Below are 24,559 nucleotides of genomic sequence, written 5' to 3' on the forward strand. Positions count from 1 at the left end.
GGGTCGGCGATGGCGTCCCAGGGTCTTCGTGTTCTCGCGGCGGTCGCCGCCCTCGTGGTCGTCCCGTGGGTGTCGGCGCCGCCGTCCTCCGCGACGACCGGCGGCTACCGCAACCCGCTGCGACCGGGGGTGAACGGGTCGGACCGCACGGTGGACAGCTGCGCCGACCCGACGGTGCTCCGGGGGCAGCAGCCGGGGGACCGGTACTGGTACCTCTACTGCACCACCGACCCGCTCGACGACCAGGACACCGCCGGCCCCGGTGACCCGGTCTTCCACCCCGTCCCGATGATGCGCAGCACGGACCTCGTGGACTGGACCTACGTGGGGGACGCCCTGCCCGAGGCTCCTTCCTGGGCGGCCGAGGGAGCCGGCCTCTGGGCACCGGACGTCGTCTACTCCCGGTCGCTCGACCGCTACTACATGACCTTCGTGGTCACCGACGTCGACGACGCCGTCAGCGGTGAGCCCGGGTGCACGTCGGACAGCGCGATCGGCGTCGCGACGAGCCGCCGGCCCACGGGCCCGTGGCGGGTCAGCGACACCCCCGTCGTCGCTCCGCGCCGGGCCGGTGTCGGCTGCGACTTCTTCTGGACCTACGACCCCGACGTCCTCGGTGACGGCATCCGTGACCGTGGCGTCCTCTACTTCGGCAGCTACTACGGCGGCATCCACGGCAGCCGGGTCGAGCTCACCCGGCACGGGATGACCGCCACCGGCGGCACCACCCGGATCACGGTCGGGAACCGGTACGAGGGGGCGAACGTGGTCCGGCGCGGCGACCACTACTACCTGTTCGCCTCGGCGACCAACTGCTGCAACGGGCCGCTCACCGGCTACAGCGTGTTCGCGGGCCGGGCGGACTCGCCGCTCGGCCCGTTCACCGACCGGGAGGGGACCTCGCTGCTCGCGGGACGCGTCGGCGGCACCCCGGTGCTCAGCATGAACGGGAACCGCTGGGTCGGCACCGGCCACAACTCGGTGTTCCGGGACTTCGACGGGCAGTGGTGGACCGTCTACCACGCCGTGGACCGGGAGGACCCCTACTTCGCGAGCGAGCCGGGCTTCACCAAGCGGCCCGCGCTGCTCGACCCGCTCGACTGGGTGGGCGGCTGGCCGACCGTGCGCGCGGGGCGGTGGACCTCCGACGAGCCCATGCCGGCCCCCGCCGCGCAGCCGGGGGAGGGGACGTCGTACACGCCCGCCCCGCTGCCCGACGACGTGCCCGGCGAGCGGCTCGTGGCCTACTCCGACGACTTCTCGGGGACCACGCTCGACCCGCGCTGGTCCTGGGTGCGGCAGCCCGCCCCGGCGACGTACGGCGTGGAGGGCGGGGCGTTCCGGTTCGACACCCAGGCGGGTGACCTGTACGTCGACAGCAACACCGCCTCGGTGCTCACCGAGGACGCGCCGGACGGCGACTACGTCGTGGAGACCCGGGTGCGGCTCGACGTCCCGGCCGAGGGCTGCTGCTTCAACTACGTGCAGGCGGGGCTGGTCGTCTACGGCGGCGACGACGCCTTCGTCAAGCTCGCCCACGCGTCGATCTGGGAGACCAGGCAGACGGAGTTCGCCAAGGAGGTGCCGACCGCGCCGGAGGGCTCGCCGAGGTACGGCAACACCGTGGTCGGTCCGCCGGCGGACCGGACCTGGCTGCGGGTGGTCAGGCGCGGCGTGCCGGGTTCCGCCGGCGACACGGAGCGGTACACCGCCTACACCAGCCAGGACGGCACGCGCTGGGTGCGCGGCGGTACGTGGACGCACGACCTCGGCGACGACGCCCGGATCGGTCTGGTCTCCATGGGAGGCGCGGGGTTCAGCGCCCACTTCGACTACGTCGAGGTGTCCTCGCTCGGCCGGTGAGGAGCCGTTGCGGGGCTCGGGCATGATGTGCCGATGAGCACCGAACCGCAGCAGAGCCAGCCCGACCCGCAGGGGCCGGAGAAGAGCGAGCCGGAGCAGCGCGGGGTGGTCTTCCCGGCCGCCGCCGACGGGCGCCGCAGCACCTCGGCGCTCGGCCGTGCGGTCGTCGCCGACGCGCTGCGCCCGGTGGACGTGGCGGGCGCCCTCGACGCGGAGCAGGAGACGAGCTGGCGCTCGGGCTACCTGGTGCACTTCCGGCGGCTGCTCGAGGCCGGCCTGTCGTCCCGCGACGCCGCGCTGGCGGTCGCGAACGGCGGCCTCGGCTCGCTGCACCAGCGGATGCGTGCGGTCGACGCCGAGGGCCGGGAGCAGCCGCTCGAGACCTGGGCCCGCTCGGCCGCCGACCGCACGCTCGACACCGTCGAGGTGGGCGGTTCGGGGGAGGCGGAGACGGGGCTCTCCCTGCCGTTCCACGGCCGTCGGCTGCGCGGCGACGAGCTGCGGCGGCGGCTGGACAACTGGGTCGCCGAGGGCGTGATGGAGCCGACCGCCGCGGACGCCGTACGCACGGTCATGGAGAACCCCGACTGGCTGCGGCTCGACGGTCACACCGTCGCGGTGCTCGGCGCCGGCGCCGAGATGGGCCCGCTCCAGGCGCTGCTGCGCTGGGGCGCCCGGGTCGCCGCGGTGGACCTGCCCCGGCCGGCGATCTGGCAGCGGGTGCTCGACACCGCCGACCGCGGGGCGGGCACGGTCGTGCTCCCGGTGCCGCAGGGAGCGAGCGACCTCACCACCGACCGGGTGCCGCACCACGCCGGCGCCGACCTGGTCGCAGAGGTCCCGGTCGTCGCGGACTGGCTCGCGGGGCTGCCGGGGAGGCTGGTGCTCGGCAACTACGTCTACGCCGACGGCGCGCACAACGTCCGGGTGTCGCTGGCCGTCGACGCGCTCACCACCCGGCTGCTCGAGGACCGCGACGACCTGGCGCTGGCGTTCCTGGCCACCCCGACCGACGTGTTCGCGGTCCCCGGGGACGCGGTCGCGCAGTCGACCCGCGCCTACGAGAGCCGCGCGGCCACCGCGAAGCTGATCGGCCGGCCGCTGCGCACGGTGAGCGGGGGCAGGCTGCTGAGGCGTGGCTACGTGCCCGGCTCCGACCCCGGCATCAACGACAGCCTGGTCCCGCAGCAGGGGCCGAACTACGCGCTCGCGAAGAGGCTCCAGCGCTGGCGCGCCACGGTCGCCCGCGACGCCGGTACGACGGTGTCGATGAACGTCGCGCCACCGACCCGGACGCGGTCGGTGACGAAGAACCGTGCCCTGGCCGCCGCCTACGCCGGGGCACACCGGTTCGGGGTCGAGGTGTTCGAGCCCGCCACCTCGAACGTGCTGATGGCCGCGCTGCTCGTCCACGACCTGCACACCGGCGGCGGGCCGGCGCACGAGCACCCGTGGCAGGACGAGGCGTACGGCGCCGTGCACGGCGGCCTCTGGCGCACGGCGTACGCACCGCGCAGCGCGCTCGGCCTGGCCGCGCTCCTCGGGTACGGCGCCGCCCGCACCTGACCCGGACCGCCGGGCACGGCGCCGTGACCTCGGTCATGCCCCCGACTCAGCCCGTCCGACGTCCCGCGTCACGGCTTCTAACCTGGGACGGTGACCATCTCCACGCACCCCGACGTCGCCGTGCCCGTGACCGTCTCGATCACCCGCCACGTCGACCCGGAGCACACCGAGCAGATGACCGCCTGGGTCCGGGCGGGCACGTCGCTGGCGGAGCGGTTCCCGGGGTTCCTGGGGACCGGCTGGGTCCGCCCGGGCGGCCGGTCGGACGAGTGGCACATGCTCTACCGCTTCGACAGCCCGGAGTCGCTGGCCCGGTGGGAGGCGTCGGAGCAGCGGGCGTGGTGGCTCGGGTCGGCGCAGGGGCTGGTGGGGGAGTCGCGCCGCGAGCGCCGTACCGGCATCGAGGGCTGGTTCGACCCGCCGCAGGAGCACGACGTCGAGGACCTCCGGGCGTTGCCCGGGGCGCCGCCGCGCTGGAAGCAGGCGGTGATGATCTGGACCGCGTTCTTCCCGCTCAGCCTCGCGATGAGCGCGCTGCTCGGCGTCGTCGCACCTGACCTGGCCCTGGTCCCGCGAGCGCTCCTGACGACCGTGGTGATGACGCCGATCATGACCTACCTCGTGCTGCCGCAGCTGACGTCGCGTCTGGACTGGTGGCTGCACGGGCGACCCGCTCCCTGGCGCCGCTGACCGCGCACCGGTCCCGCACTCCTGGGGACGACCGCGTCCCCGTGGGGCGCCGGGGACTCCCGGGGCGGTGTGACCCAGATGACTAGTCCAGCAGGTTCTGTCCCGGAATGACGGGGGAATGATCCGCGCGACCCTCTGCGACGACACCACCGCTGCTCGTCGCGCCCCACGGCCGTGGACGCGTCCACCCGGTGCAGCCGCGGTCCCGACGGAAGGAACGCATGCCGGAGCTGTTCATCGACGGGAGCTGGCGAGACGCCGGCGACGGACGAACCCGGGAGATCCGCTGTCCCGCGGACGGGAGCGTGGTCGCCACGGTCTCCGAGGCCGGACCGGAGGACGCCCTGGACGCGGTCCGCGCCGCGCGCCGGGCCTTCGACGAGGGCCCCTGGCGGGACACCCCCGCCCCCGAGCGCGCCGCGATCCTGCACCGGGTCGCCGACCGCCTCGAGGCCGACAAGGACGAGGTGGCGCGGCTCGAGTCGCTGGACACCGGCAAGCGCCTCGTCGAGTCCGAGATCGACGTCGACGACATCGTCTCGGTGTTCCGGCACTACGCCGGTCTGGCCAACGCCGACGCCGGCCGGGTCGTGGACACCGGGATGCCCGACGTGTCCAGCCGGGTCGTGCACGAGCCGGTCGGGGTCTGCTCCCTGATCACGCCGTGGAACTTCCCGCTGCTGCAGACCTCGTGGAAGGTCGCGCCCGCGCTCGCCGCCGGGAACACCTTCGTGCTCAAGCCCAGCGAGCTCACCCCCTCGACGTCGATCTGGCTGATGAAGGCGCTCACCGACGCCGGCGTACCGGCGGGTGTCGCGAACCTGGTGCTCGGCACCGGGGACCAGGTCGGCGCCCCGCTGACCGACGCCCCCGAGGTCGACCTCGTCTCGTTCACCGGAGGGCTGCTGACCGGCCGCAGGATCATGGCCGCGGCGGCGTCCACCGTGAAGAAGGTCGCCCTCGAGCTCGGCGGCAAGAACCCCAACGTGGTGTTCGCCGACGCCGACATCGAGACCGCGATCGACTACGCGCTGACCGCGATCTTCCTCGACTCCGGGCAGGTCTGCTCGGCCGGCGCCCGGCTGGTCGTGGAGGCGTCGATCCACGACGAGTTCGTCGACGAGCTGGTCCGGCGGGCCGAGCGGATCCGGCTCGGCGGACCCTTCGACACCGACGCCGAGACCGGCCCGCTGATCAGCGAGGCGCACCGGGAGAAGGTCGAGCAGTACGTCGCCGACGCGATCACCGACGGCGCGACCCTGCGCACCGGCGGCGCACGTCCCGCCGACCCGGAGCTCGAGAAGGGCTTCTACTACCTGCCGACGATCCTCGACCACTGCGCCTCCGACATGCGGTGCGTGCGCGAGGAGTCCTTCGGCCCGGTGCTGACCGTCGAGACGTTCACCGGCGGCAGCGACCAGGAGCGCGAGGACGCCGCCGTGTCCGTCGCCAACGACACGATCTACGGGCTGGCCGGCGCGGTGTGGACCCGGGACGCCGGACGGGCCGAGCGGGTCGCCCGCCGGCTCCGCCACGGCACGGTGTGGATCAACGACTACCACCCGTACGTGCCGCAGGCCGAGTGGGGCGGCTTCAAGCAGTCCGGCGTCGGTCGCGAGCTCGGCCTCGCCGGGCTCGACGAGTACCGCGAGAAGAAGCACATCTGGCACAACACCAAGCCCGCGCCGCAGTACTGGTTCGGGGAGCCGGCGACCCCGGCCGCGCCAGGAGAGGACGCCCGATGAGCAAGATCTACGACTACGTGATCGTCGGGGGCGGGTCGGCCGGCTCAGCGCTGGCGAACCGCCTCAGCGCCGACCCGGCCACCAGCGTCCTGGTGCTCGAGGCGGGCCGCAGCGACTTCAAGGTCGACCCGTTCATCCACATGCCCGCCGCGCTGCCCATCCCGATCGGCAACAAGCTCTACGACTGGAAGTACGAGTCCGAGCCCGAGCCGTTCATGGGCGGCCGCCGCGTGTTCCACGCCCGCGGCAAGGTGCTCGGCGGGTCGAGCAGCATCAACGGGATGATCTTCCAGCGCGGGAACCCGCTCGACTTTGAGCGGTGGGCCGCGGACCCGGGGATGGAGACCTGGGACTACGCCCACTGCCTGCCGTACTTCAAGCGCATGGAGACCTGCACCGCCGGCGCCGACGAGTGGCGCGGCGGCTCCGGCCCCCTCGCGCTCGAGCGCGGCCCGGCCACGAGCCCGCTGTTCGGCGCCTTCTTCGAGGCCGTGCAGCAGGCCGGGCACCCGCTGACCGACGACGTGAACGGCTACCGGCAGGAGGGCTTCGCGAAGTTCGACCGCAACGTGTACTGGGGCCGCCGGCTGAGCGCCGCCCGCGCCTACCTGCACCCGGTGATGAGCCGGCCGAACCTCGACGTGCACACCCTCGCCCACGTCACCGGCCTGCGGATGCAGGGCAACCGGGTGACCGGCGTCGACTACGTGCGGGCCCGCAAGGCGCACCGCAGCGTGGAGGCCAAGGAGGTCATCCTCTGCGGCGGCGCGATCAACACCCCGCAGCTGCTCCAGCTCGCCGGCATCGGCAACGCCGAGGAGCTGCGGGCGCTCGGGATCGACCCGGTCGTCGACCTGCCGGGCGTGGGGGAGAACCTCCAGGACCACCTCGAGGTCTACATCCAGCACGCCAGCAAGCAGCCGGTGTCGATCGCCCCGTGGATGAAGCACCGGCACAAGCCGCGGATCGGAGCCGAGTGGCTCTTCCGCCGCAGCGGCGTCGGCGCCTCCAACCACTTCGAGGCCGGCGGGTTCATCCGCAGCAACGACGCGGTGACCTACCCGAACCTGATGTTCCACTTCCTGCCGATCGCGATCCGGTACGACGGGTCGCAGCCGGCCAGCGAGCACGGCTACCAGGTGCACATCGGCCCGATGTACTCCGACTGCCGCGGCACGGTGAAGATCAGGTCCAAGGACCCCTTCGAGTACCCGGCGCTGCAGTTCAACTACCTGTCGACCGAGACCGACCGGCGCGAGTGGATCGAGATGGTCCGCGCCGCACGAGACATCCTGGAGCAGCCGGCGTTCGCGCCGTTCAGCGCCGGGGAGATCTCGCCCGGCCCGTCGGTGCGGACCGACCAGGAGATCCTCGACTGGGTCGCCAAGGAAGCGGAGACCGCGCTGCACCCGTCGTGCACCGCGAAGATGGGCACCGACGAGATGAGCGTGGTCGACCCGGCCACCATGCGGGTGCACGGCGTGGAGGGGCTGCGGGTCGTCGACGCCTCGGCGATGCCGTACGTCACCAACGGCAACATCTACGCGCCGGTGATGATGCTCGCCGAGAAGGCAGCCGACCTGATCCTCGGCAACGAGCCGCTCGCCCCGCTCGACGTCCCGTTCTACCGCCACGGCACCGGGATGCCCCTCTACCCCGCGGGCGACCCCCGCAACGTCCGGACTGGAGCCGCCTCATGAGTGAGACCACCCTGCACGACAAGGAAGCAGAGCTCGAGCCGCCGGCCAAGATCCGGCCGGTCGTGTTCCTCACCTCGGCCGCCGTCACGCTGGCGATCGCGATCTGGGCCATCATCGCGCCCACCGCCGCCGCCGACACGATCGGCGTCCTCGTCGGCTGGACCACGTCCTGGTTCGGCTGGTTCTACATCCTGCTGGCGACCGTCGTACTGGTCTTCGTGGTCTTCCTCGGCGTCTCCCGCTACGGCCGGACCAAGCTCGGGCCCGAGCACTCCCAGCCGGAGTTCAGCACCTTCTCCTGGGCGGCGATGCTGTTCGCCGCGGGCATCGGCACCGACCTGATGTTCTTCTCCGTCGCCGAGCCGGTCACGCAGTACCTCGCGCCGCCGGTCGGGCAGGGCGAGACCGTGCAGGCCGCCCGCGAGGCGTCCACCTGGACGCTGTTCCACTATGGCATCAGCGGCTGGGGCATGTACGCGCTGATGGGCATGGCGCTGGCCTACTTCTCCTACCGGATGAACCTGCCGCTGGCGATCCGCTCCTCGCTGTTCCCGATCTTCGGCAAGCGGATCCACGGCGTGCTGGGCCACAGCGTCGACTCGGCGGCCGTGATCGGCACCATCTTCGGTGTCGCCACCTCGCTCGGCATCGGCGTGGTGCAGCTCAACTACGGGCTCGAGATGCTGATGGGGATCCCCGAGGGGGTGCCCGCGCAGATCGGCCTCGTCGTGCTCGCGGTCCTGATCGCGACCATCTCCGCGGTCAGTGGCGTGGACAAGGGGATCAAGCGGCTCTCGCAGCTCAACGTGCTGCTCGCGATCGGCCTGGCCGTGTGGATCCTGGTCACCGGCAAGACCACGTTCCTGCTCAACGCGTTCGTGCTCAACATCGGCGACTACGTGAGCAGCTTCGCCGGGCTCACCAACCAGACCTTCGCCTACGACCAGCCGGTCCAGTGGATGAGCTGGTGGACGCTGTTCTTCTGGGCCTGGTGGATCGCCTGGGCGTCCTTCGTGGGCCTGTTCCTGGCGCGCATCTCCCGTGGCCGGACCATCCGGCAGTTCGTGGCGGGCACGCTGATCATCCCGTTCAGCTACGTCCTGATGTGGGTCTCGATCTTCGGCAACGCCGCGATCGACGCCGTGCGCAGCGGTGACGCGGCCTTCGGCCGGCTCGCGATGAACACGCCCGAGCGGGGCTTCTACACGCTGCTGACGCAGTACCCGGCGTTCACCTTCATCGCCGCGGTCGCCACCTTCGTCGGCCTGCTGTTCTACGTGACCTCCGCCGACTCGGCGGCGCTGGTGATGGCCAACCTCTCGTCGAAGCTGCGCACCCCGCAGGACGACGCCACCAAGGGGGCGCGGATCTTCTGGGCGGTCGCCACCGGCCTGCTGACCATGTCGATGCTGCTCGTCGGCGGCGTGCCCGCCCTGCAGAACGCCACGATCATCATGGGCCTGCCGTTCGCGTTCGTGATCGTGCTGGTGATGGCGGGTCTCTACAAGGCGCTCCGGGTCGAGGCGTACCGCGCCGAGAGCGTCCGGCAGAGCATGCCCGGTGTGCTCTCGGGGCGCACCACGCCGAGCCCGGAGAGCCACCAGGGCCGTCCTTGGCGGGCCCGGCTCAGCCGCGCGATGGCCTTCCCCGGCGCCTTGAAGGTCGCCGAGTTCGTCGACGACGTGGCGCTCCCGGCGCTGGAGGACGTCGCCGAGGAGCTGCGCCGCCAGGGCGTCGAGGCCACCGTGGACAAGGTCGCCGACAACGGCACGTCGTACGTCGAGCTCGCCGCCGACCTCGGTACGGAGCACCCGTTCCACTACCGGATGTGGCCGCGTGAGGTGCCCCTGCCGATCTACGGCCGCGGTCCCGCGGGGCACGACGTGTACTCCCGGCTGGAGGTCCACCTGCGCGAGGGCGGCCAGGGGTACGACGTCATGGGCTACACGCACACGCAGCTCATCGACGACGTGCTCGACCAGTACGAGCGGCACCTGGAGTTCCTGCGCCTGAACGCGGGGAGCCCCGCCTAGGCAGGAACGACGGCTGCCCCGCGTAGCCCTTCAGACGTGCAGACGACGCCGTCGGGACCCGACCCCACGCCTGGGGAGGGGCCCGGCCGGCGTCGTCTGCACGTCCGGGCGGTGGTCGTCGCGGCTAGGACTCGAGCCAGACCCGCCGGTCGAAGCCGCCTCGCTCGGCGCGCTTGAGCTCGGCGCGCCGGGCCACGTCCTCGAGGCTGAGCCCCAGGTGTCTGGCCAGCGCGAGCAGCACCTCGTAGACGTCGGCGGCCTCCTCCAGCCGGCCCTCGGGCGTGGTGTCGCGGAGTTCCTCGGCCTCCTCGACGACCTTCGCCAACAGCGCTGCCTCGTAGCCGGGGTCGTCGAGCACGCGCGTCATCGGGCGATCCCCTCGGGCATAGATGAGCTCCGGGATCCGGTCGCGCACCAGCTTCCCCACCGTGGTACTCCTCGCTCGTCGTCGGCGCCCGGACCCACCGGGGCACGGCGCGATCCGGCGCCGCCGGCACGGTATCGGACATACTGCTCGCGATGAACGAAGGTGCGGAGGACCCGCTGGCGCTCGGGCAGCGCATCGTCGCAGTCCTGGAGACCGGGGCGCGTACGGCGACGTACAAGCTGGCCACCCTGACCGCGCTCATCGACCACTGCGTGGAGCACCTGCCGGCCGACCCGTCGGCGCCGCTCGAGGTGCCCGTACGCGCGTTGGCCCACCGGGTCGTAGAGATCTACTGGCGCCAGGTGCGCCCGTTCGAGGGACAGCAGCTGCGCCAGTCCTCCCAGCCTGTCGCGCGGATTCCGCGGGCTGTGACGACCCTGCGTGAGGCCGCGGGCGCCCAGGGGGCCGGTCTCTCGCTGGACCTCGCGATGATCCGCTGTCCCGAGGTCTACGCGGCGACGCTGGAAGACGTCGCGCTCACCCTCGTGCGGCAGCCGATCCACCGCTTACAGAAGCTTCCGGGCGGTGGCGGCGTTCCCTTTCTCTACGACGACTCGTGGATGCACGATCAGGTGAGCCGCCGGACCCTGGACGCGCACGGCGGGGTGATCAGGCTGTTCCACGGCGTGGCCTACGGGCTGGCGCGGCTGTCCGGACTGCTCAAGCCGGCGCTGGAGATCCTGTGGGTCGAGGACGTACGCCGGATGAACCGCCACCTCGACGCGAACGTCCCCGACGTGGCGGGACACCTGTTCGGCAGGGACCGGACCGCCTTGGCGCCGGCGCGCTCAGCCCTCAAGGAGGCGTTCGGTGCGCGTTGCTTCTACTGCGAGGTCCCCCTAGCCGCGAACAACCCTGTCGACCACGTCCTGCCGTGGTCGCGGCTGGGCATCGACGGACTGGCCAACCTGGTCCTGGCATGCGGCCGCTGCAACGGGAGCAAGCTGCACGCTCTGCCCTCCGTGGAGCTGATGGACCGCGCGCTGTCACGGGAGCCGGCCGTGCTCGAGCAGGTCGCCGAGGCCATCGCCTGGCCGACGCAGTACGACCGGGTCGTGGCCGCGGCGCGTGGGGTGTACCGCGGCGAGCCGGCCGGTTCGCTGACCTGGGCCGGCCCCGGCCGGGCGGTGCACCTGGACCTGTCGTCGGCGCCGGACTGGCTGCGCGTCTAGACCCCGGGCGTCGTACGGCGGCGGCCTCCGGCCCGCCCGGAGTCCGGGACGGCCCCAGGGTGTTCGGCCAATCGAGACACATGCTCCGGGAAGTGTTCATAATGGCGGCATGGGGGGATCGGACGGTGGTGGAGTGCTCCAGGCGCGGGTACGCATGGTCGCCCTGCCCGAGAGCGTGCCGGTGGCCCGTCGCTTCGTCGACGACGCCCTGACCCAGTGGGGCCGGGAGACCCTGATCGAGGACGTCGGCCTCTGCGTCTCCGAGCTGTCCACCAACGCGACCCTGCACAGCGGCAGCCGCTTCTTCGAGCTCGAGCTCGAGCAGTCCCCCGAGACCGTGCGGCTCACGGTGCTCGACACGGGGAGCGCGACCGCGGACTCGATGACCGCGCAGTCGGACCTGACCGACGCGCTGCTGGACGACCAGACCGCCGACGACGCATCGACCACCGGCCGCGGCATCTTCATCGTCTCGGCCCTGGCCAGCTCCTGGGGCATCGACGAGCTGCCCGAGGGCAAGCGGGTGTGGGCGGAGTTCGACGACGACGGCGACACCACGTACGACGCCCGGCCGCCCGCGGTCACCCGCCGGGAGGCCTCGCCGCAGCCCGCCGAGCTCGATCCCGACGCGTGGGTGACGGTGCACTTCCTGGACTGTCCCGCCGCGCTGCTGCTGGCCCACGACGACAACCTGGCCGAGATCATCCGGGAGCTCCAGCTCGTCGGCAGCGACCTGGACCGGCCGCACTTCCACCGGCTCGCCGGGCTGCTGGCGGGCCACGTCCAGCGGCACGCGGTGAACTGGGACCCTGCGCGGATCATGGCGATGGACGCCATCCGCGACGGCCACGAGCGCGCCGACATCCACGTCCTCTCGCCCCGCCACGTCACGGAGGAGATCGCCTTCCTGCGCAGCCTGGTGGGGGAGGCCGAGGCGCTCGCCGAGGCGGGCAAGCTGATGACCATGCCCGCACGCGCGGAGATCCAGCAGCTGCGTGACTGGCTGGAGGCGGAGTTCCTCAACCAGGTGGAGCGTGGGCAGCCGCCGGTGCCCTACGGCGTCTGGCTCGAGCAGCACTGAGCCGGCAGGCGGTCCGCCGTCAGCGCTCCAGGTCGACCACGGTCATGCCCGCGGCGCTCCCGGCCCGGCCCATGGCGGCCAGCGCGGCACCGGCCTGGTCGAGCCCGATCACGCGTCCCACGAGCAGGTCCGGACGCAGGGTGCCGTCGGCGACCAGCGCGAGCATCGCCGGGTAGTCGCGCGCGGGCATCCCGTGCGACCCGTAGATCTCCAGCTCCTTCGCCACCACCTGGTCCATCGGCAGCGGGGGCGTGGAGCTCTCGCCGAGCAGCAGACCTACCTGGACGTGCCGCCCCCGCGGCGCGAGGCAGCGCACCGAGGCGGTGGCGGTGCCGGGCGAGCCGAGCGCGTCGAGCGACACCCGGGCGCCGCCACCGGTGACCTCGCGCACGGCCTCCGCGGCGTCGGCGACCTCGCGCGCGTCCACCACGTCCTCCGCGCCGACCCGGAGCGCATGGTCGAGGGCGGCGGTGGAGAGGTCCACGGCGACCACCCGGGCGCCGAGCGCGGCACCGATCATCACCGCGGACAGGCCGACCCCGCCGCACCCGTGCACGGCGAGCCAGTCGCCGCGGCCCACCCGGCCGTGCGCGGTGATTGCGCGGAAGGCGGTCGCGAACCGGCAGCCGAGCGAGGCCGCGGTCACGAAGTCCACCCCCGGCGGCAGCGCGACCAGGTTGGTGTCGGCGGCGTGGATCGCGACGAGGTCGGCGAACGAGCCCGGGCCGGTGAAGCCGGGCTGGGTCTGGTCCGGGCACACCTGGGCCTCGCCGGCACGGCAGTACGCGCAGGTCCCGCAGCCGCACACGAACGGCACCGTGACCCGGTCACCGACCCGCCACCCGGTCACGCCGGGGCCGACCTCGGCCACCACGCCGGCGAGCTCGTGGCCGGGCACGTGCGGCAGCGCGACGGGGTCGTGCCCCCTCCACGCGTGCCAGTCCGAGCGGCAGACCCCGGTGGCCCGGACGGCGACCAGCACGCCGTCCGCGGGGCAGGGCGGCGCGGCGACCTCGGCGAGCTCCGGGACCGCCTGGTAGGCGGAGTAGACGACCGCTCTCATGGGCGGGCTGCCGGGGCGGGTGCGGGGAAGTGCGCCATGCGGGACAGTCTGCCGGGCGGTCCGGCCCGCGCCCGGACGGGTCCGGCCCGGCGCTCGGGACGCCGTGTAAGTTCGGTCACACCCGCGCCACCGCCGTACCTCTCGAGGGGGAGATGTGTCCGAGCACGAGACCCATGACTACGTCATCGTCGGCGCGGGCAGTGCCGGCGCCGTGCTCGCCTCGCGGCTGACCGAGGACCCCGGCACCTCGGTGCTGCTGCTCGAGGCGGGCGGCGAGGCCACCGCCGACGAGATCACGATCCCCGCGGCGTTCTCGTCACTGTTCAAGACCCGGTGGGACTGGCACTACAACACCACCGAGCAGAAGCAGCTCAACGGCCGCCGCGCGTTCTGGCCACGGATGAAGGCGCTCGGCGGCTGCTCGTCGATGAACGCGATGATCTACATCCGCGGGAACCGGCTCGACTACGACACCTGGCGCGACGAGCACGGCGCCACCGGGTGGGGGTATGACGACGTGCTGCCGTACTTCGTCCGGTCCGAGGGGAACACCACGCACGGCGCGCCCTTCCACGGCCAGGACGGCCCGCTGCACGTCGAGGACCGCCGCTACACCCACCCGCTCACCTACGCCTGGCTGGCGTCGGCCGCGGCCAACGGCTTCAAGCCCAACGACGACTTCAACGGCGCCGAGCAGGAGGGTGCCGGGCTCTACCAGGTGACCTGCCGCAAGGGGCGCCGCTGGTCGGTCGCCGACGCCTACCTCACGCCCGCGCTGGGACGGCCGAACCTCACCGTGCGCACCGGTGCCCTGGCCGGCCGGGTCGTGCTCGAGGGTGGCCGCGCGGTCGGGGTGGCCTACCTGCACGGCCGCGAGGAGCGGGTGGCGTACGCCGGCTCCGAGGTGATCCTCTCCGGCGGCGCGGTCAACTCCCCGCAGCTGCTGATGCTCTCGGGCATCGGGCCGGCCGCGCACCTGCGCGAGGTCGGGGTGGAGGTCGCGGTGGACCTGCCCGGGGTCGGCCAGAACCTGCACGACCACCCGGCCGCGCCGCTGGTGTGGCACACCACGGGCACCAGCGACCTCGCCGAGTTCAACAACCTGGTCAACTTCGGCCGCGCCAAGGCGACCGGGCGCGGACCCCTGGTGTCGAACGTCGGCGAGGCCGGCGCCTTCTTCCACAGCCGGGGCGGGCTGCCGGCTCCCGACCTGCAGGTGCACATGGCGCCCACCGGGTTCTGGGACAACGGGCTGCACGAGCCCACCACGCGCAAGGTCACCGTCGCCCCGACCCTGGTGAGCGTGGCCAGCCGCGGACAGCTGCGGCTGCGGTCGACCGACCCGCGCTGGCACCCCGACATCGACCCCGCGTACTACGACGACCAGGCCGACCTCGACGCGATGGTCGCCGGCGTGCAGCGGGTGGTGGAGACCGTCGCGTCCGGCGCCGTGGCGCGGTACGTCGACCGGCCCTTCCTGCCCACGGGCCGCGCCCCGTCGGAGACCGAGATCGTCGAGCACCTGCGGCAGAACACCCAGACGCTCTACCACCCGGTCGGCACCTGCGCGATGGGCCAGGGGGAGCAGGCCGTGGTCGACCCCGAGCTGCGGGTGCGCGGCGTGGGGGGCCTCCGGGTCGCGGACGCCTCCGTGATGCCCGTCGTACCCCGCGGGAACACCAACGCCCCGACGGTCATGATCGGCGAGAAGGCGGCGGACCTGGTCCGCGGCCGCGCGCACGGAGGAGAGACCCGATGAGCCAGAAGCTGGAGTCGACCAACCCCGCGACCGGTGACCTGGTCGGCGTCCACGTCGTCGACGAGAGGCCCGACGTCGACGCCGCGGTGGCCCGGGCCAGGGAGGCCGCGGGCTGGTGGGCCGAGCAGGGCTTCGCCGGCCGGAGGCGGGTCCTCGACCAGTGGCGCGGCGTGCTCACCCGGCGGATGGGCCAGCTCGCCGACGTCGTGCACCAGGAGACCGGCAAGCCGCACGCGGACGCGCTGCTCGAGATCGGGATGGCCGTGGACCACCTGGCCTGGGCCGCGGCCCACGCCGAGAAGGTGCTCGGCGAGCGGAGGGTCTCCTCGGGCCTGCTGATGGCCAACCAGGCGGCGTCGGTGGAGTACCTCCCGCTCGGCGTGGTCGGGGTGATCGGCCCGTGGAACTACCCGGTGTTCACGCCGATGGGGTCGATCGGCTACGCGCTCGCCGCGGGCAACACCGTGGTGTTCAAGCCCAGCGAGCTCACCCCGGGTGTCGGGGTCTGGCTCGCCGACAGCCTGGCCGAGGTGGTTCCCGACCACCCGCTGCTCCAGGTGGTGGTCGGCTTCGGGGAGACCGGGGCCGCCCTGTGCCGCGCGGGCGTCGACAAGCTCGCGTTCACCGGGTCCACCGAGACCGGCAAGAAGGTGATGGCCGCCTGCGCCGAGACCCTGACCCCGGTGATCATCGAGGCCGGCGGCAAGGACGCGCTCCTGGTCGACGAGGACGCCGACGTCGAGGCCGCCGCCGACGCCGCCGCGTGGGGCGCCCTCTCCAACGCCGGGCAGACCTGCATCGGGGTGGAGCGGGTCTACGTGCACGAGCGGGTGTACGACGAGTTCCTCGATCAGCTGACCCGCCGCGCCCGCGAGGTGCACGCCGGGGTCGACACGAACGCCCGGATCGGGCCGATGACGATGGCGTCCCAGGTCGACGTCGTCCGCCGGCACGTCGAGGACGCCGTGTCCCGCGGCGGACGTGCGGTGGTCGGCGGGCCTGGTGCGGCGGGCGACCGGTTCGTGCAGCCGACCGTGCTCACCGACGTGCCGCAGGACTCGGTGGCGATCACCGAGGAGACGTTCGGACCGACCGTGACGGTGAACAAGGTCCGCAGCATGGACGAGGCGGTGACCCTGGCCAACGCCACCCGCTACGGGCTCGGGTCGACGGTGTTCTCGCGGGCCCGCGGCGCCGAGCTGGCCCGCAGGTTGCGGTCGGGGATGACCGCGGTCAACTCGGTGATCGCGTTCGCGGCGATCCCGGCGCTGCCGTTCGGCGGGGTCGGCGACTCCGGGTTCGGCCGGATCCACGGACCCGACGGGCTCAAGGAGTTCACCTACGCGAAGGCGGTCGCCCGGCAGCGGATGAGGCCGCTGCTGGCGCTGACCACGTTCTCCCGCGACGCGAAGGCGGACACGGCGTTCGCCACGCTGATCACGGTGCTGCACGGCCGGGCCACGCAGCTGCCCCGGCGACGTCGCCGGTAGCAGGGCGTGGCCCGGCCGCGGGGTGGACGCCGGGGGACCGGCGCCCGGGCTCAGCGGCGGGTCAGGTACTCCGCGCCGAGGTCGCGCAGCCGGGCGTGCAGCCCGTCGTACGCCTGGCTCGCGCCGAGCACGCTCTTGGGCAGCTTGCCGACCATCGTGTAGTTCGTGTCCACGACGTTGCCGGCGGGCGCCAGCCCGGTCTGGCTGACCAGCTGGTAGGCGTCGAGCTCCTCGAGACCGAGCAGCTGCGCGGTCCACCCGACCAGGTCGTGCTGGCTCATCCGGAACGCGTCCTCGAGGGGGCGCGCGGAGCCGGTGGTCATCACGAACTCGTCGTTCTCCAACCGCGGGGACGGCGGCGCCTGCCCCTTGACGAGGTCGATCACGACGGTGGTGCGCATCGCCGCCTCGACGGCGGTCCCGCACACCTCGCCCTCACCCTGCCGGACGTGGCCGTCGCCGATGGAGAGCATGCCGCCCTCGACGTTGACCCCGAAGTACGCCGTGCTGCCGGCCCGCATCTCGGGGGTGTCCATGTTCCCGCCGTGCGCGGCCGGGGTGATGCTCATGATCACCTCGTTCGCGGCCGGCGCGACCCCGACCGTGCCGTGCATCGGGTCCAGCGGCAGCTCCACGGAGAAGTCGCTCTTCCGGGCCTGGAACCGGCAGGTGCCGGCGGCCACGTCGAGCTCGTAGAGCCACACCCGCTCCTCGAGCGCGGGGTGGAGCATCGCGGTCGCGTGCGTCGTGGTCAGCGCGCCGAAGTGCGGGAACGTCGTGGAGACCGCCCAGTCGCGGGCGGGCACGATCTCCACGAAGTGCACCGCGATGGTGTCGCCGGGCTCCGCCCCGCGGACCGCGATCGGGCCGGTCACCGGGTTCAGGAACGGGAACGTGCACACCTGGCTGGGCAGGTCGTCGACGCTCCGCACGTTGCCCGCGAAGCAGTCCTCGGTGGCCAGGTCGATGATCGAGCCGGGCTCGACGGTCAGCAGCGGCTCCCGGCCCCCGAAGGCGTAGGCGTACTGGTCGGGGGTCGGCTTGAGCGAGTAGACCTCGGGGCTCATGAGTGCTCCACCTCGCTGATCGCGGCGAGCTGCGGACGGCGGCCGGTGGCGATCAGCCCGGCCAGGATCACGGCGCCGATGCCGAGCCAGACGAAGCCGAGGGTCTGGGCGGCGACCTGGGCGTTGACCACGACGTAGGCCAGGATCACGAACCCGATGGCGGGGGCGACCAGGTGGCGCCAGTAGTCGCGGCTCTTGTTGCGGACCAGGTAGTGCACCACCACGGACACGTGCAGGACCAGGAAGGTCGTCATCGCGCCGAAGTTCACCAGCGTGCTGAGCAGGGTGATGCCGTCCTCGCGGGAGGCCATGTAGAGGCCGAGCCCGAGGGACACCGCGGCCACCAGCAGCGTGGCGTTGACCGGGACGCCGTGCTTGGCGTGCACCTTGGCCAGGAACGACGGCAGCTGCCGGTCGCGGGCCATCGCGTACAGCAGCCGCGACGTGGCGGCCTGGGCGACGAGCGAGTTCGCGAAGCCCCAGGCGATCGCGGTCGCGAGCGCGGTGAGGCTGGCCAGCCAGCCGCCGGCGGCGACGCGGGCGGCGTCGTAGAAGGCGGTACCGCCCGGGTCGCCGTTGGCGATCAGCTCGTCCGGGTCGGGCACGAGCAGCGAGGCGATCCAGGTCTGTGCGATGAACAGGGCACCGGCCAGCAGCAGCGCGGCGACCATGGAGCGGCCGATCGCGCGGGCGGACTCCTTGTTCTCCTCCGCGAGCATCGAGATGCCGTCGAAGCCGAGGAAGCTGAGCACGGCGATGGAGACCGCGCCGAAGATCAGCGACCACGAGAACGTGTCGGCGTTGTAGAGCGGGGTGAGGTCGAAGCCGCGGCCCTTGCCCTGGGCCAGCGCGACGATGCCGATCACCAGGAAGATCCCGAGCACGATGAGCTCGCCGATCAGCATCACCTTGTTGACCTTGGCGGTCATCTCGATGCCGGCGTAGTTCACGACCGTGTTGAGCACGACGAAGCCGACGAGCCACAGCCACACCGGGATCGCGGGGACCAGGGAGTTCATCGCGATGCTCGCGATCAGGTAGAGCAGACCCGGGATGAGCACGTAGTCCAGCAGGATCATCCAGCCGGACAGGAAGCCCACCGGGGCGGCGATGCCGCGGCCGGCGTAGGAGTACACCGAGCCCGCCATCGGGAACGCCCGCGACATCTGCGAGTACGACAGGGCGGTGAACATCATCGCGACCATGCCGACGGCGTAGGCGAGGGCGACCATCCCGCCCGAGCCCTGGAACACGCCGCCGAAGATGCCGAACGGGGCGATCGGCACCATGAACACCAGTCCGTAGACCAGCAGGTCCCCGAAGCTCAGGGAGCGGTGGAGCTCTTGTTTGTAGCCGTAGTTCTCGATCTTCTCGGACGCCGTGGTCTCGGCCATGCGCGCTGCCTCTCCTTCAGGGACCGGGGTCGGCCCGGAGAGAGACTAGAACGGAATATTTCCGAATGGAAGGAAATCACGCCGTGGACACGACGGTGAAGTCCGTGCCGTCCGCGCGCGCCAGGTGGGTGGTGCGTCCCCGGCCGGCGCCCCGCGTGAGCCGCAGCACGTCAGAGGGGGCCAGGTCGGGCCGCAGCAGGCCCTCGGCCGCCAGCGAGGCGACCAGGTGCACCCCGTCGTACACGCCCTCGGCGTAGGCGTCGAGGACCGGCGCGGTCTCCCCGAACAGCGCCCGGTGCCGCTCGTCGAGCCCGAGGCGGTTCTCGTCGCCGAGCGAGGCGAAGGACTGCATCGCGGCGAACATCGTGCCGGACTCGTCGCCACCGACGGCGTAGAGCCCGTTCTCCTCCAGCGAGCCCGAGAGCCGGACCAGTGTCCGGTCCAGGCCGCTGTGCCGCAGGACCGCGGTGAAGTCGGCGAGGTCCCGGCCGACCAGGCTGAGCAGCACCGCGTCGGCGCGCGAGCGGCGCAGACCCTCGACGATCCGGCCCGCGTGCGCGGGGGTGACCCGGCCGAGCGGGATGCGCTCGTCCATCACGACCTCGGCGCCGCCGCGGCGGACCAGCCGGTGCGCGACCCGGTGCACCGCCTGCGGCCAGATGTAGTCGTTGCCGACCAGCGCCCAGCGGCGCAGCGAGTACGTCGCCGTCAGCCACGCCAGCGGCCCGCTCAGCTGCGAGGCCGGGTGGGCGCCCGTGCAGACCACGCCGGTGCGCCGCGGGCCGCCCTCGTGCGGAGGCGTGAACACGTACGGCGACCGGCCGGCCACCACCGACTCGACCGCCCGGTGCACGTCGCTGGTGTGGATCCCGGTGACCACGTCGACCGCGCCCGCGTCGCACAGCGCGCGCACCTCGGCGGCCACGTCCACCGGGGCGCGGCCGCCGTCGACGAGCACCAGGTCGACGTACCGCCCGCCGACACCGTCCGCGACGTTGATCTCGTGGGTGGCGAGCAGGGCCGCGTCGAGCGCGGAGGGGCCGACCATGCCGAGCGCGCCGGACTGGGGCACGACCAGGCACACCCGCAGGACGTCGGACCGCCGGGGAACGATCCGCGCCTCGAGTGCGTCGACAAGACGAGCCTCGATGTTCACCGACACGAGTATGCTCCCCAGACCGACGAGGGAGGACCATTGGCCGGAACCGTGGGCGAGGGCGCGCCGACGAGCACCGCGAGTGCCGTGTCCCTCGTCGAGCTGCTGACCGTGGCGCAGCGCCGGGTCGCGCGCGGCCTCGCGCAGGCGCTGGCCGAGGAGGGCTGCACCCTCGACCAGTGGCGGGTGATGCGGGCCCTCGCCGACGGGCAGGGGCACCTGATGGGCGAGCTCGCCGAGGCGCTGCAGATCCCGCAGCCGACCCTGACCCGGCTGATGGACGGGCTGGTCGACTCCAGCCAGGTGTACCGGCGCCAGGCCGGCGGCGACCGCCGCAAGGTCGCGGTGCACCTGTCCCGCAAGGGGCAGGCGCGGCTGGTCCGGCTCGACGCGCTGGTGCAGGCGCACGAGGCGGCGCTGACAGCACGAGGCGGTGACGCCTGGCAGGTGGTCCGCCGCGAGCTCGACGGACTGGTCCGCGCCGACTAGGTGCGGTCGGCGGGGGTCGGAATGATCCCGGCTCCGCCCGCGTTGCGAAGGTGTCCACCGACGCACGCGACGACGGGAGCGCACCACCCCATGAGCCAGCTGTTCACCCCGTACGACCTCCGAGGCACCTCCGTCCGCAACCGGGTCTGGGTGTCCCCGATGTGCCAGTACTCCGCGGTCGACGGCCTGCCCGGGGACTGGCACCTGGTGCATCTGGGCTCCTTCGCCCGCGGCGGCGTCGGCCTGGTGATGACCGAGGCGAGCGCCGTGTCGCCTGAGGGGCGGATCAGCCCCCAGGACACCGGGATCTGGAACGACGAGCAGCGCGACGCCTGGGCCCGGATCGTCGACTTCGTGCACGGCCAGGGCGCCGTCGCCGCCGTGCAGCTCGCCCACGCCGGTCGCAAGGCCTCCACCAGGCGCCCCTGGGACGGTCGCGGCTCGGTCGCCGAGGAGGACGGCGGCTGGGAGACGGTCGGGCCGTCCGCGGTCGCGTTCCCCGGCCTGCGTGAGCCGCGCGAGCTGACCGCCGAGGGCATCGCGGGCGTCGTGGACGACTTCGCCGCGGCGGCGAGGCGCTCGCTCGAGGCTGGCTTCGACGTGATCGAGGTGCACGCCGCGCACGGCTACCTGCTGCACGAGTTCCTCTCGCCGCTGTCGAACCGGCGCAGCGACGAGTACGGCGGCTCCTTCGACAACCGGGTCCGGCTCCTGCTCGACGTGGTCCGCGCGGTGCGCGCCGCCGTACCGGAGGAGACGCCGCTCGTCGTGCGGATCTCGGCCACCGACTGGGCCGAGGGCGGCTGGACGGCGGACGACGCCGTCGAGCTCGCCCGGCGGCTGCGGGAGGCGGACGTCGACCTGGTCGACGTGTCCTCGGGCGGGAATGTGCCAGCCGACATCCCGGTCGAGCCCGGCTACCAGGTGGGGTTCGCGCGGCGGATCCGGCAGGAGGCCGGGATCGCCACCGGCGCGGTCGGTCTGATCACCGAGGCCAAGCAGGCCGAGGAGGTCGTCGCCGAGGGCTCCGCCGACGTGGTCTTCCTCGCGCGCGCCCTGCTCCGCGACCCGCACTGGGCGCTGCAGGCCGCGCACGAGCTCGGCGTCGAGATCGGAGCCGGCGTGCACTGGCCCGACCAGTACCGCCGTGCGGCCCTCGACTGAGGTGGTCGTGCGTCCCGGAGCGACGTGGAGGCTCCGGTCGGCGGGAGCCGAAGGCTAGAGGCAGTCGCCCGAGCCGAGCGCGGCGAGCCCCTCACGGTCACCGGGCCCGAAGCCGGTGACCCCGACGTTGTCGGCGTACATCAGCTCGCGCGGGTCGTCGACGTGGTCGAGACCGACCAGGTGTCCGAGCTCGTGCATCACCACCGCGCGGGCGAGGTCCCGGCCGTCCGGCCGCGCGAGGATGGTGGCCATCGCGGGAGCGTCCAGGTGCACCGTGCCCGAGACGTACCGCAGCCGGCCGAGCACGCCGAGCTCGAACGCCGAGCTGCCGCCGAGGCCCGCCACGTCACCACGCAGGCCCGGGACCTGCTCGGGCGTGGTCCAGGCGACCAGGGCGGGCGCCCACCGGTCGCCGTACCGCTCGGGGATGCGCAGCTCCCTGCGCTCAGCGGCCGGCTCGTCGGTGGTGCCCTCGAGGACCAGGCGCAGGCCGGTCGCCGCCGAGACCTCCGCGAGCGCCTCCTCGACCAGACCCGCGGAACCGGGCGGGGCGAGCGCGTCGTTGACCACGACGGCCACCTCGCGGCAGGGGCTGTACGTCACCGGACGCGACTCGTCGCCGGGCTGGGTCATCGCGAACGCGTGGCTGCCGACTCCCGGCGTCACCTCCGGCGGCCGGCTCAGCGGGGTGGGGCCGCGCAGGCCGTCGGCGGTCAGGGTGAGGCCGTACTCCCGGTGCAGGAGCACGCCCAGGCCGACCACGACGATCGCGGTGGTGGCGCACACGACGACCGCCGTGCGGAAGGGCTGCGCGACAGACCGGCGCGGACGACGGCGATCTGCCGCGGCGCGTGCCTCACGGGCGTCGAGCTCGTCGAGACGGCGGAGCTGCCGGAGCATCCACCGTCGCCGGCGCCACGGTCCGAACGTCATCCTGTCCCAGAGCTGCCCCCGCATCACAACGGGGATCCTGCCAGCCACCGCCGCGCCCCGTCCGCGGAACCGGGCGACCCGGGATGTCCGACATGAGAAGAATTTGCATGAATGTGCAACCGGACAAGTTGTGCAGGTCCTACGCTGCTGTCACGAACTACTGGGGGGTAGGCGGAGATGGCGGGGGAATCGGCGACCGAGGTCGCACGTCAGCGGCGCGCGAAGGCTGAGCGGCTGGCCCAGCAGGCGGAGCTGTTCGACCGGGGCGCCGAGGGGGAGCGTCGTACGGCGCGGGCGCTGGAGCGGCTGCCGGCGACGTGGCGGCACCTCCACGACGTGCGCTGGCCGGGGCGGCCGTTCGCCAACCTCGACCACGTCGTGGTCGGGCCGGGTGGGATCTTCGTCGTGGACTCGAAGAACTGGTCCGGGCGGATCGCGGTGGAGCGGAGCGTGCTGCGTCAGGACGGGCGTGCCCGGGAGACCGCCGTGGCGTCCGCCGCCGACGCGGGCATCGCGGTCGCGCAGCTGCTCCCGTGGCCGTACGCCGGCGCGGTGAGCCCGGTGCTCTGCTTCAGTCGCGAGGACGCCGTCAGCGGCTGGGTCCGCGACGTGATGGTGTGCTCCACGCAGAACGTCGCGCTGATGCTCCAGACCCGGCCCGAGGTGCTCACCCCCGCGCAGGTCGACGCCGCGCACGAGCTGCTCGCGAAGCAGCTGCGGCCGGCGACGGCGTCGGTCGCGGTGGGTGGTGCCTCGACGGGGCGCCGTACGACGTCGGGCAGCACGACGTCGGGCCGCGGCACTGCGGCAGGGCGCCGTACCGCCGGGAAGCCGGCGCGCGCGGGCTCCCGGTCGCGCGGGAAGCAGTCGTCCGGCCCGGACCTGCTCCGCTACCTCGTCGCGATCATGCTGCTGGTGCTGCTGTGGGGGAACCTCGAGGTGGTCACCACCGTGGTCCCGAACTGGTTCGTCTCGAACGTCCTGGACCTGCCGGCCAGGTAGGTCCCGGCTCGTCGTACCGGGCCACGGCCGGACCGGTGGCCCGGGGGTCACCGCAGGAGCGGCGGTGCGGGGCCGCAACCAGGCGAGGTCGACACCGACGAAGACGCTGTCCCGGCCGGGCAGGCTGTTCACGCGGTCGCGGGCGTCTCCGGTGCCGACGCGTCCTCGTCGTCGAGGAGGTCGGCGGTGGAGACGACCGTGGCGAACTCGCCGTGCAGGTTGGTCGCGGTCACCCGGGCGAGCTCGTCGGCGGTGACCGTGGACCCGTCGGGCGCGGTCCGGTCGAAGGTGTGCGTCGCGTCGAGCGCGAAGAGGACGTCGTACCCGAGGTTGCCGCCCACGCGCGCGGTGGTCTCGCAGCAGTGGTTCGTGGTGATCCCGCAGACCACGATCCTCGAGATGTCACCGGCGCGGAGCCAGGCGTCGAGGTCCGGGGTGCCGTGGAAGCTGGAGTTGACCGTCTTGGTCACCTCGAGGTCCGGGCGCGCGGTCAGGTAGCCCTTCAGGCGGTTGCCGTCGGACCCGGCGGCGAGGGGCGAGTCCGGCGACTCGGAGTCGTGGCGGACGAAGACGAGCGGGCGCCGGTGCCGGCTCCAGGCACGGACCAGCGCGGCGATGTTCCGGTCGCAGTCCGGGTTGTCGCGCGGTCCCCACCACGGGTCCTCGAAGCCGCGCTGCGCGTCGACGACGACGAGCGCGGTCCGGCCGAGGTCGCCGACGGGGGTGGGGTCGAGGCGCAGGCTGGTCACCCGCTCACCCTAGAGG

The 24,559-nt window shown here is 72.9% G+C and carries 20 protein-coding genes; 13 read left to right on the forward strand and 7 right to left on the reverse strand.

The window, feature by feature from the left end; genetic code table 11:
- The first annotated feature begins 9 nt into the window (after positions 1-9).
- The 6 genes from K1X13_RS14500 (at position 10) to betT (ending at position 9,597) form a co-directional block, all read left to right on the forward strand.
- Positions 10-1,863, forward strand: a complete 1,854-nt coding sequence (locus tag K1X13_RS14500) for a glycoside hydrolase family 43 protein (RefSeq protein ID WP_221025727.1) — start codon at positions 10-12, stop codon at positions 1,861-1,863.
- A 33-nt stretch (positions 1,864-1,896) separates the two neighbouring features.
- Positions 1,897-3,429: an MDR/zinc-dependent alcohol dehydrogenase-like family protein gene (locus K1X13_RS14505; RefSeq protein WP_221025728.1), complete on the forward strand. Its 1,533-nt coding sequence runs from the start codon at positions 1,897-1,899 to the stop codon at positions 3,427-3,429.
- Between the two features lie 90 nt (positions 3,430-3,519).
- On the forward strand, positions 3,520-4,119 hold the full coding sequence (locus K1X13_RS14510) for an antibiotic biosynthesis monooxygenase (RefSeq protein WP_308249564.1): 600 nt from the start codon (positions 3,520-3,522) through the stop codon (positions 4,117-4,119).
- Between the two features lie 221 nt (positions 4,120-4,340).
- Positions 4,341-5,864, forward strand: a complete 1,524-nt coding sequence (locus tag K1X13_RS14515) for an aldehyde dehydrogenase family protein (RefSeq protein ID WP_221025729.1) — start codon at positions 4,341-4,343, stop codon at positions 5,862-5,864.
- Complete coding sequence (gene betA / locus K1X13_RS14520) at positions 5,861-7,564, forward strand: choline dehydrogenase (protein ID WP_221025730.1); 1,704 nt, start codon at positions 5,861-5,863, stop codon at positions 7,562-7,564. Before K1X13_RS14515 ends, betA begins: the two co-directional genes overlap by 4 nt.
- Positions 7,561-9,597: a choline BCCT transporter BetT gene (gene betT, locus K1X13_RS14525; protein ID WP_221025731.1), complete on the forward strand. Its 2,037-nt coding sequence runs from the start codon at positions 7,561-7,563 to the stop codon at positions 9,595-9,597. The genes betA and betT overlap by 4 nt, the downstream gene beginning before the upstream one ends.
- A 124-nt stretch (positions 9,598-9,721) precedes the next feature.
- Here betT and K1X13_RS14530 read toward each other — a convergent pair whose 3' ends face one another.
- Positions 9,722-10,024 carry a nucleoside triphosphate pyrophosphohydrolase gene (locus K1X13_RS14530; protein WP_221025732.1) on the reverse strand — a complete coding sequence of 101 codons (303 nt, stop codon included), beginning with the start codon at positions 10,022-10,024 and terminating at the stop codon, positions 9,722-9,724.
- Positions 10,025-10,116: 92 nt separating this feature from the next.
- Between K1X13_RS14530 and K1X13_RS14535 the strand changes: the two genes are divergently transcribed.
- Together K1X13_RS14535 and K1X13_RS14540 are read left to right on the forward strand one after the other, a co-directional pair.
- On the forward strand, positions 10,117-11,196 hold the full coding sequence (locus K1X13_RS14535) for an HNH endonuclease (RefSeq protein WP_221025733.1): 1,080 nt from the start codon (positions 10,117-10,119) through the stop codon (positions 11,194-11,196).
- Positions 11,197-11,305: 109 nt separating this feature from the next.
- Positions 11,306-12,277: an ATP-binding protein gene (locus K1X13_RS14540; protein WP_221025734.1), complete on the forward strand. Its 972-nt coding sequence runs from the start codon at positions 11,306-11,308 to the stop codon at positions 12,275-12,277.
- Positions 12,278-12,296: 19 nt separating this feature from the next.
- Here the strand turns inward: K1X13_RS14540 and K1X13_RS14545 are convergent, their stop codons facing one another.
- Positions 12,297-13,340 (reverse strand): zinc-dependent alcohol dehydrogenase family protein, encoded by a 1,044-nt coding sequence (locus tag K1X13_RS14545; RefSeq protein ID WP_221025735.1) that lies wholly within the window; start codon positions 13,338-13,340, stop codon positions 12,297-12,299.
- A gap of 154 nt (positions 13,341-13,494) precedes the next feature.
- On the opposite strand from K1X13_RS14545, the gene K1X13_RS19730 reads away from it, so the two are divergent.
- Together K1X13_RS19730 and K1X13_RS14555 are read left to right on the forward strand one after the other, a co-directional pair.
- A complete protein-coding gene (locus K1X13_RS19730; protein WP_221025736.1) occupies positions 13,495-15,099 on the forward strand; it encodes a GMC family oxidoreductase in 1,605 nt (534 codons plus the stop codon).
- Positions 15,096-16,589 (forward strand): aldehyde dehydrogenase family protein, encoded by a 1,494-nt coding sequence (locus K1X13_RS14555; RefSeq protein ID WP_221025737.1) that lies wholly within the window; start codon positions 15,096-15,098, stop codon positions 16,587-16,589. Before K1X13_RS19730 ends, K1X13_RS14555 begins: the two co-directional genes overlap by 4 nt.
- Before the next feature lie 50 nt (positions 16,590-16,639).
- On the opposite strand, the gene K1X13_RS14560 is transcribed toward K1X13_RS14555, so the two are convergent.
- From K1X13_RS14560 to K1X13_RS14570, 3 genes are all read right to left on the reverse strand, one after another.
- Positions 16,640-17,656 (reverse strand): acetamidase/formamidase family protein, encoded by a 1,017-nt coding sequence (locus K1X13_RS14560; RefSeq protein WP_221025738.1) that lies wholly within the window; start codon positions 17,654-17,656, stop codon positions 16,640-16,642.
- A complete protein-coding gene (locus K1X13_RS14565) occupies positions 17,653-19,050 on the reverse strand; it encodes an APC family permease (RefSeq protein WP_221025739.1) in 1,398 nt (465 codons plus the stop codon). Before K1X13_RS14565 ends, K1X13_RS14560 begins: the two co-directional genes overlap by 4 nt.
- A gap of 76 nt (positions 19,051-19,126) precedes the next feature.
- Positions 19,127-20,206: an ABC transporter substrate-binding protein gene (locus K1X13_RS14570; RefSeq protein WP_221025740.1), complete on the reverse strand. Its 1,080-nt coding sequence runs from the start codon at positions 20,204-20,206 to the stop codon at positions 19,127-19,129.
- A gap of 39 nt (positions 20,207-20,245) precedes the next feature.
- On the opposite strand from K1X13_RS14570, the gene K1X13_RS14575 reads away from it, so the two are divergent.
- Both K1X13_RS14575 and K1X13_RS14580 read left to right on the forward strand, forming a co-directional pair.
- Positions 20,246-20,695, forward strand: a complete 450-nt coding sequence (locus tag K1X13_RS14575) for a MarR family winged helix-turn-helix transcriptional regulator (protein ID WP_221025741.1) — start codon at positions 20,246-20,248, stop codon at positions 20,693-20,695.
- Between the two features lie 90 nt (positions 20,696-20,785).
- Positions 20,786-21,859 (forward strand): NADH:flavin oxidoreductase/NADH oxidase, encoded by a 1,074-nt coding sequence (locus tag K1X13_RS14580; protein WP_221025742.1) that lies wholly within the window; start codon positions 20,786-20,788, stop codon positions 21,857-21,859.
- 54 nt (positions 21,860-21,913) lie between these two features.
- Here K1X13_RS14580 and K1X13_RS14585 read toward each other — a convergent pair whose 3' ends face one another.
- On the reverse strand, positions 21,914-22,816 hold the full coding sequence (locus K1X13_RS14585; RefSeq protein WP_221025743.1) for a matrixin family metalloprotease: 903 nt from the start codon (positions 22,814-22,816) through the stop codon (positions 21,914-21,916).
- Positions 22,817-22,969: 153 nt separating this feature from the next.
- On the opposite strand from K1X13_RS14585, the gene K1X13_RS14590 reads away from it, so the two are divergent.
- Entirely contained in the window at positions 22,970-23,794 is an 825-nt protein-coding gene (locus K1X13_RS14590) for a nuclease-related domain-containing protein (RefSeq protein WP_221025744.1), read from the forward strand.
- Positions 23,795-23,922: 128 nt separating this feature from the next.
- Here the strand turns inward: K1X13_RS14590 and K1X13_RS14595 are convergent, their stop codons facing one another.
- Positions 23,923-24,543: a cysteine hydrolase family protein gene (locus tag K1X13_RS14595; protein ID WP_221025745.1), complete on the reverse strand. Its 621-nt coding sequence runs from the start codon at positions 24,541-24,543 to the stop codon at positions 23,923-23,925.
- Between the last annotated feature and the right edge of the window lie 16 nt (positions 24,544-24,559).

This window comes from Nocardioides jiangsuensis (genome assembly GCF_019679455.1).
GTDB lineage: Bacteria > Actinomycetota > Actinomycetes > Propionibacteriales > Nocardioidaceae > Nocardioides_C > Nocardioides_C jiangsuensis.

Excerpts from the sequence above, each read along its gene's own strand:
- K1X13_RS14505 (WP_221025728.1), top strand. The coding sequence starts at position 1,897 with ATGAGCACCGAACCGCAGCAGAGCCAGCCCGACCCGCAGGGGCCGGAG.
- betA (WP_221025730.1), top strand. The coding sequence starts at position 5,861 with ATGAGCAAGATCTACGACTACGTGATCGTCGGGGGCGGGTCGGCCGGC.
- K1X13_RS14515 (WP_221025729.1), top strand. The coding sequence starts at position 4,341 with ATGCCGGAGCTGTTCATCGACGGGAGCTGGCGAGACGCCGGCGACGGA.
- K1X13_RS14555 (WP_221025737.1), top strand. The coding sequence starts at position 15,096 with ATGAGCCAGAAGCTGGAGTCGACCAACCCCGCGACCGGTGACCTGGTC.
- K1X13_RS14585 (WP_221025743.1), bottom strand. The coding sequence starts at position 22,816 with ATGCGGGGGCAGCTCTGGGACAGGATGACGTTCGGACCGTGGCGCCGG.
- K1X13_RS14545 (WP_221025735.1), bottom strand. The coding sequence starts at position 13,340 with ATGAGAGCGGTCGTCTACTCCGCCTACCAGGCGGTCCCGGAGCTCGCC.
- K1X13_RS14565 (WP_221025739.1), bottom strand. The coding sequence starts at position 19,050 with ATGGCCGAGACCACGGCGTCCGAGAAGATCGAGAACTACGGCTACAAA.
- K1X13_RS14540 (WP_221025734.1), top strand. The coding sequence starts at position 11,306 with ATGGGGGGATCGGACGGTGGTGGAGTGCTCCAGGCGCGGGTACGCATG.
- K1X13_RS14580 (WP_221025742.1), top strand. The coding sequence starts at position 20,786 with ATGAGCCAGCTGTTCACCCCGTACGACCTCCGAGGCACCTCCGTCCGC.
- K1X13_RS14560 (WP_221025738.1), bottom strand. The coding sequence starts at position 17,656 with ATGAGCCCCGAGGTCTACTCGCTCAAGCCGACCCCCGACCAGTACGCC.
- K1X13_RS14590 (WP_221025744.1), top strand. The coding sequence starts at position 22,970 with ATGGCGGGGGAATCGGCGACCGAGGTCGCACGTCAGCGGCGCGCGAAG.
- K1X13_RS14535 (WP_221025733.1), top strand. The coding sequence starts at position 10,117 with ATGAACGAAGGTGCGGAGGACCCGCTGGCGCTCGGGCAGCGCATCGTC.
- betT (WP_221025731.1), top strand. The coding sequence starts at position 7,561 with ATGAGTGAGACCACCCTGCACGACAAGGAAGCAGAGCTCGAGCCGCCG.
- K1X13_RS14500 (WP_221025727.1), top strand. The coding sequence starts at position 10 with ATGGCGTCCCAGGGTCTTCGTGTTCTCGCGGCGGTCGCCGCCCTCGTG.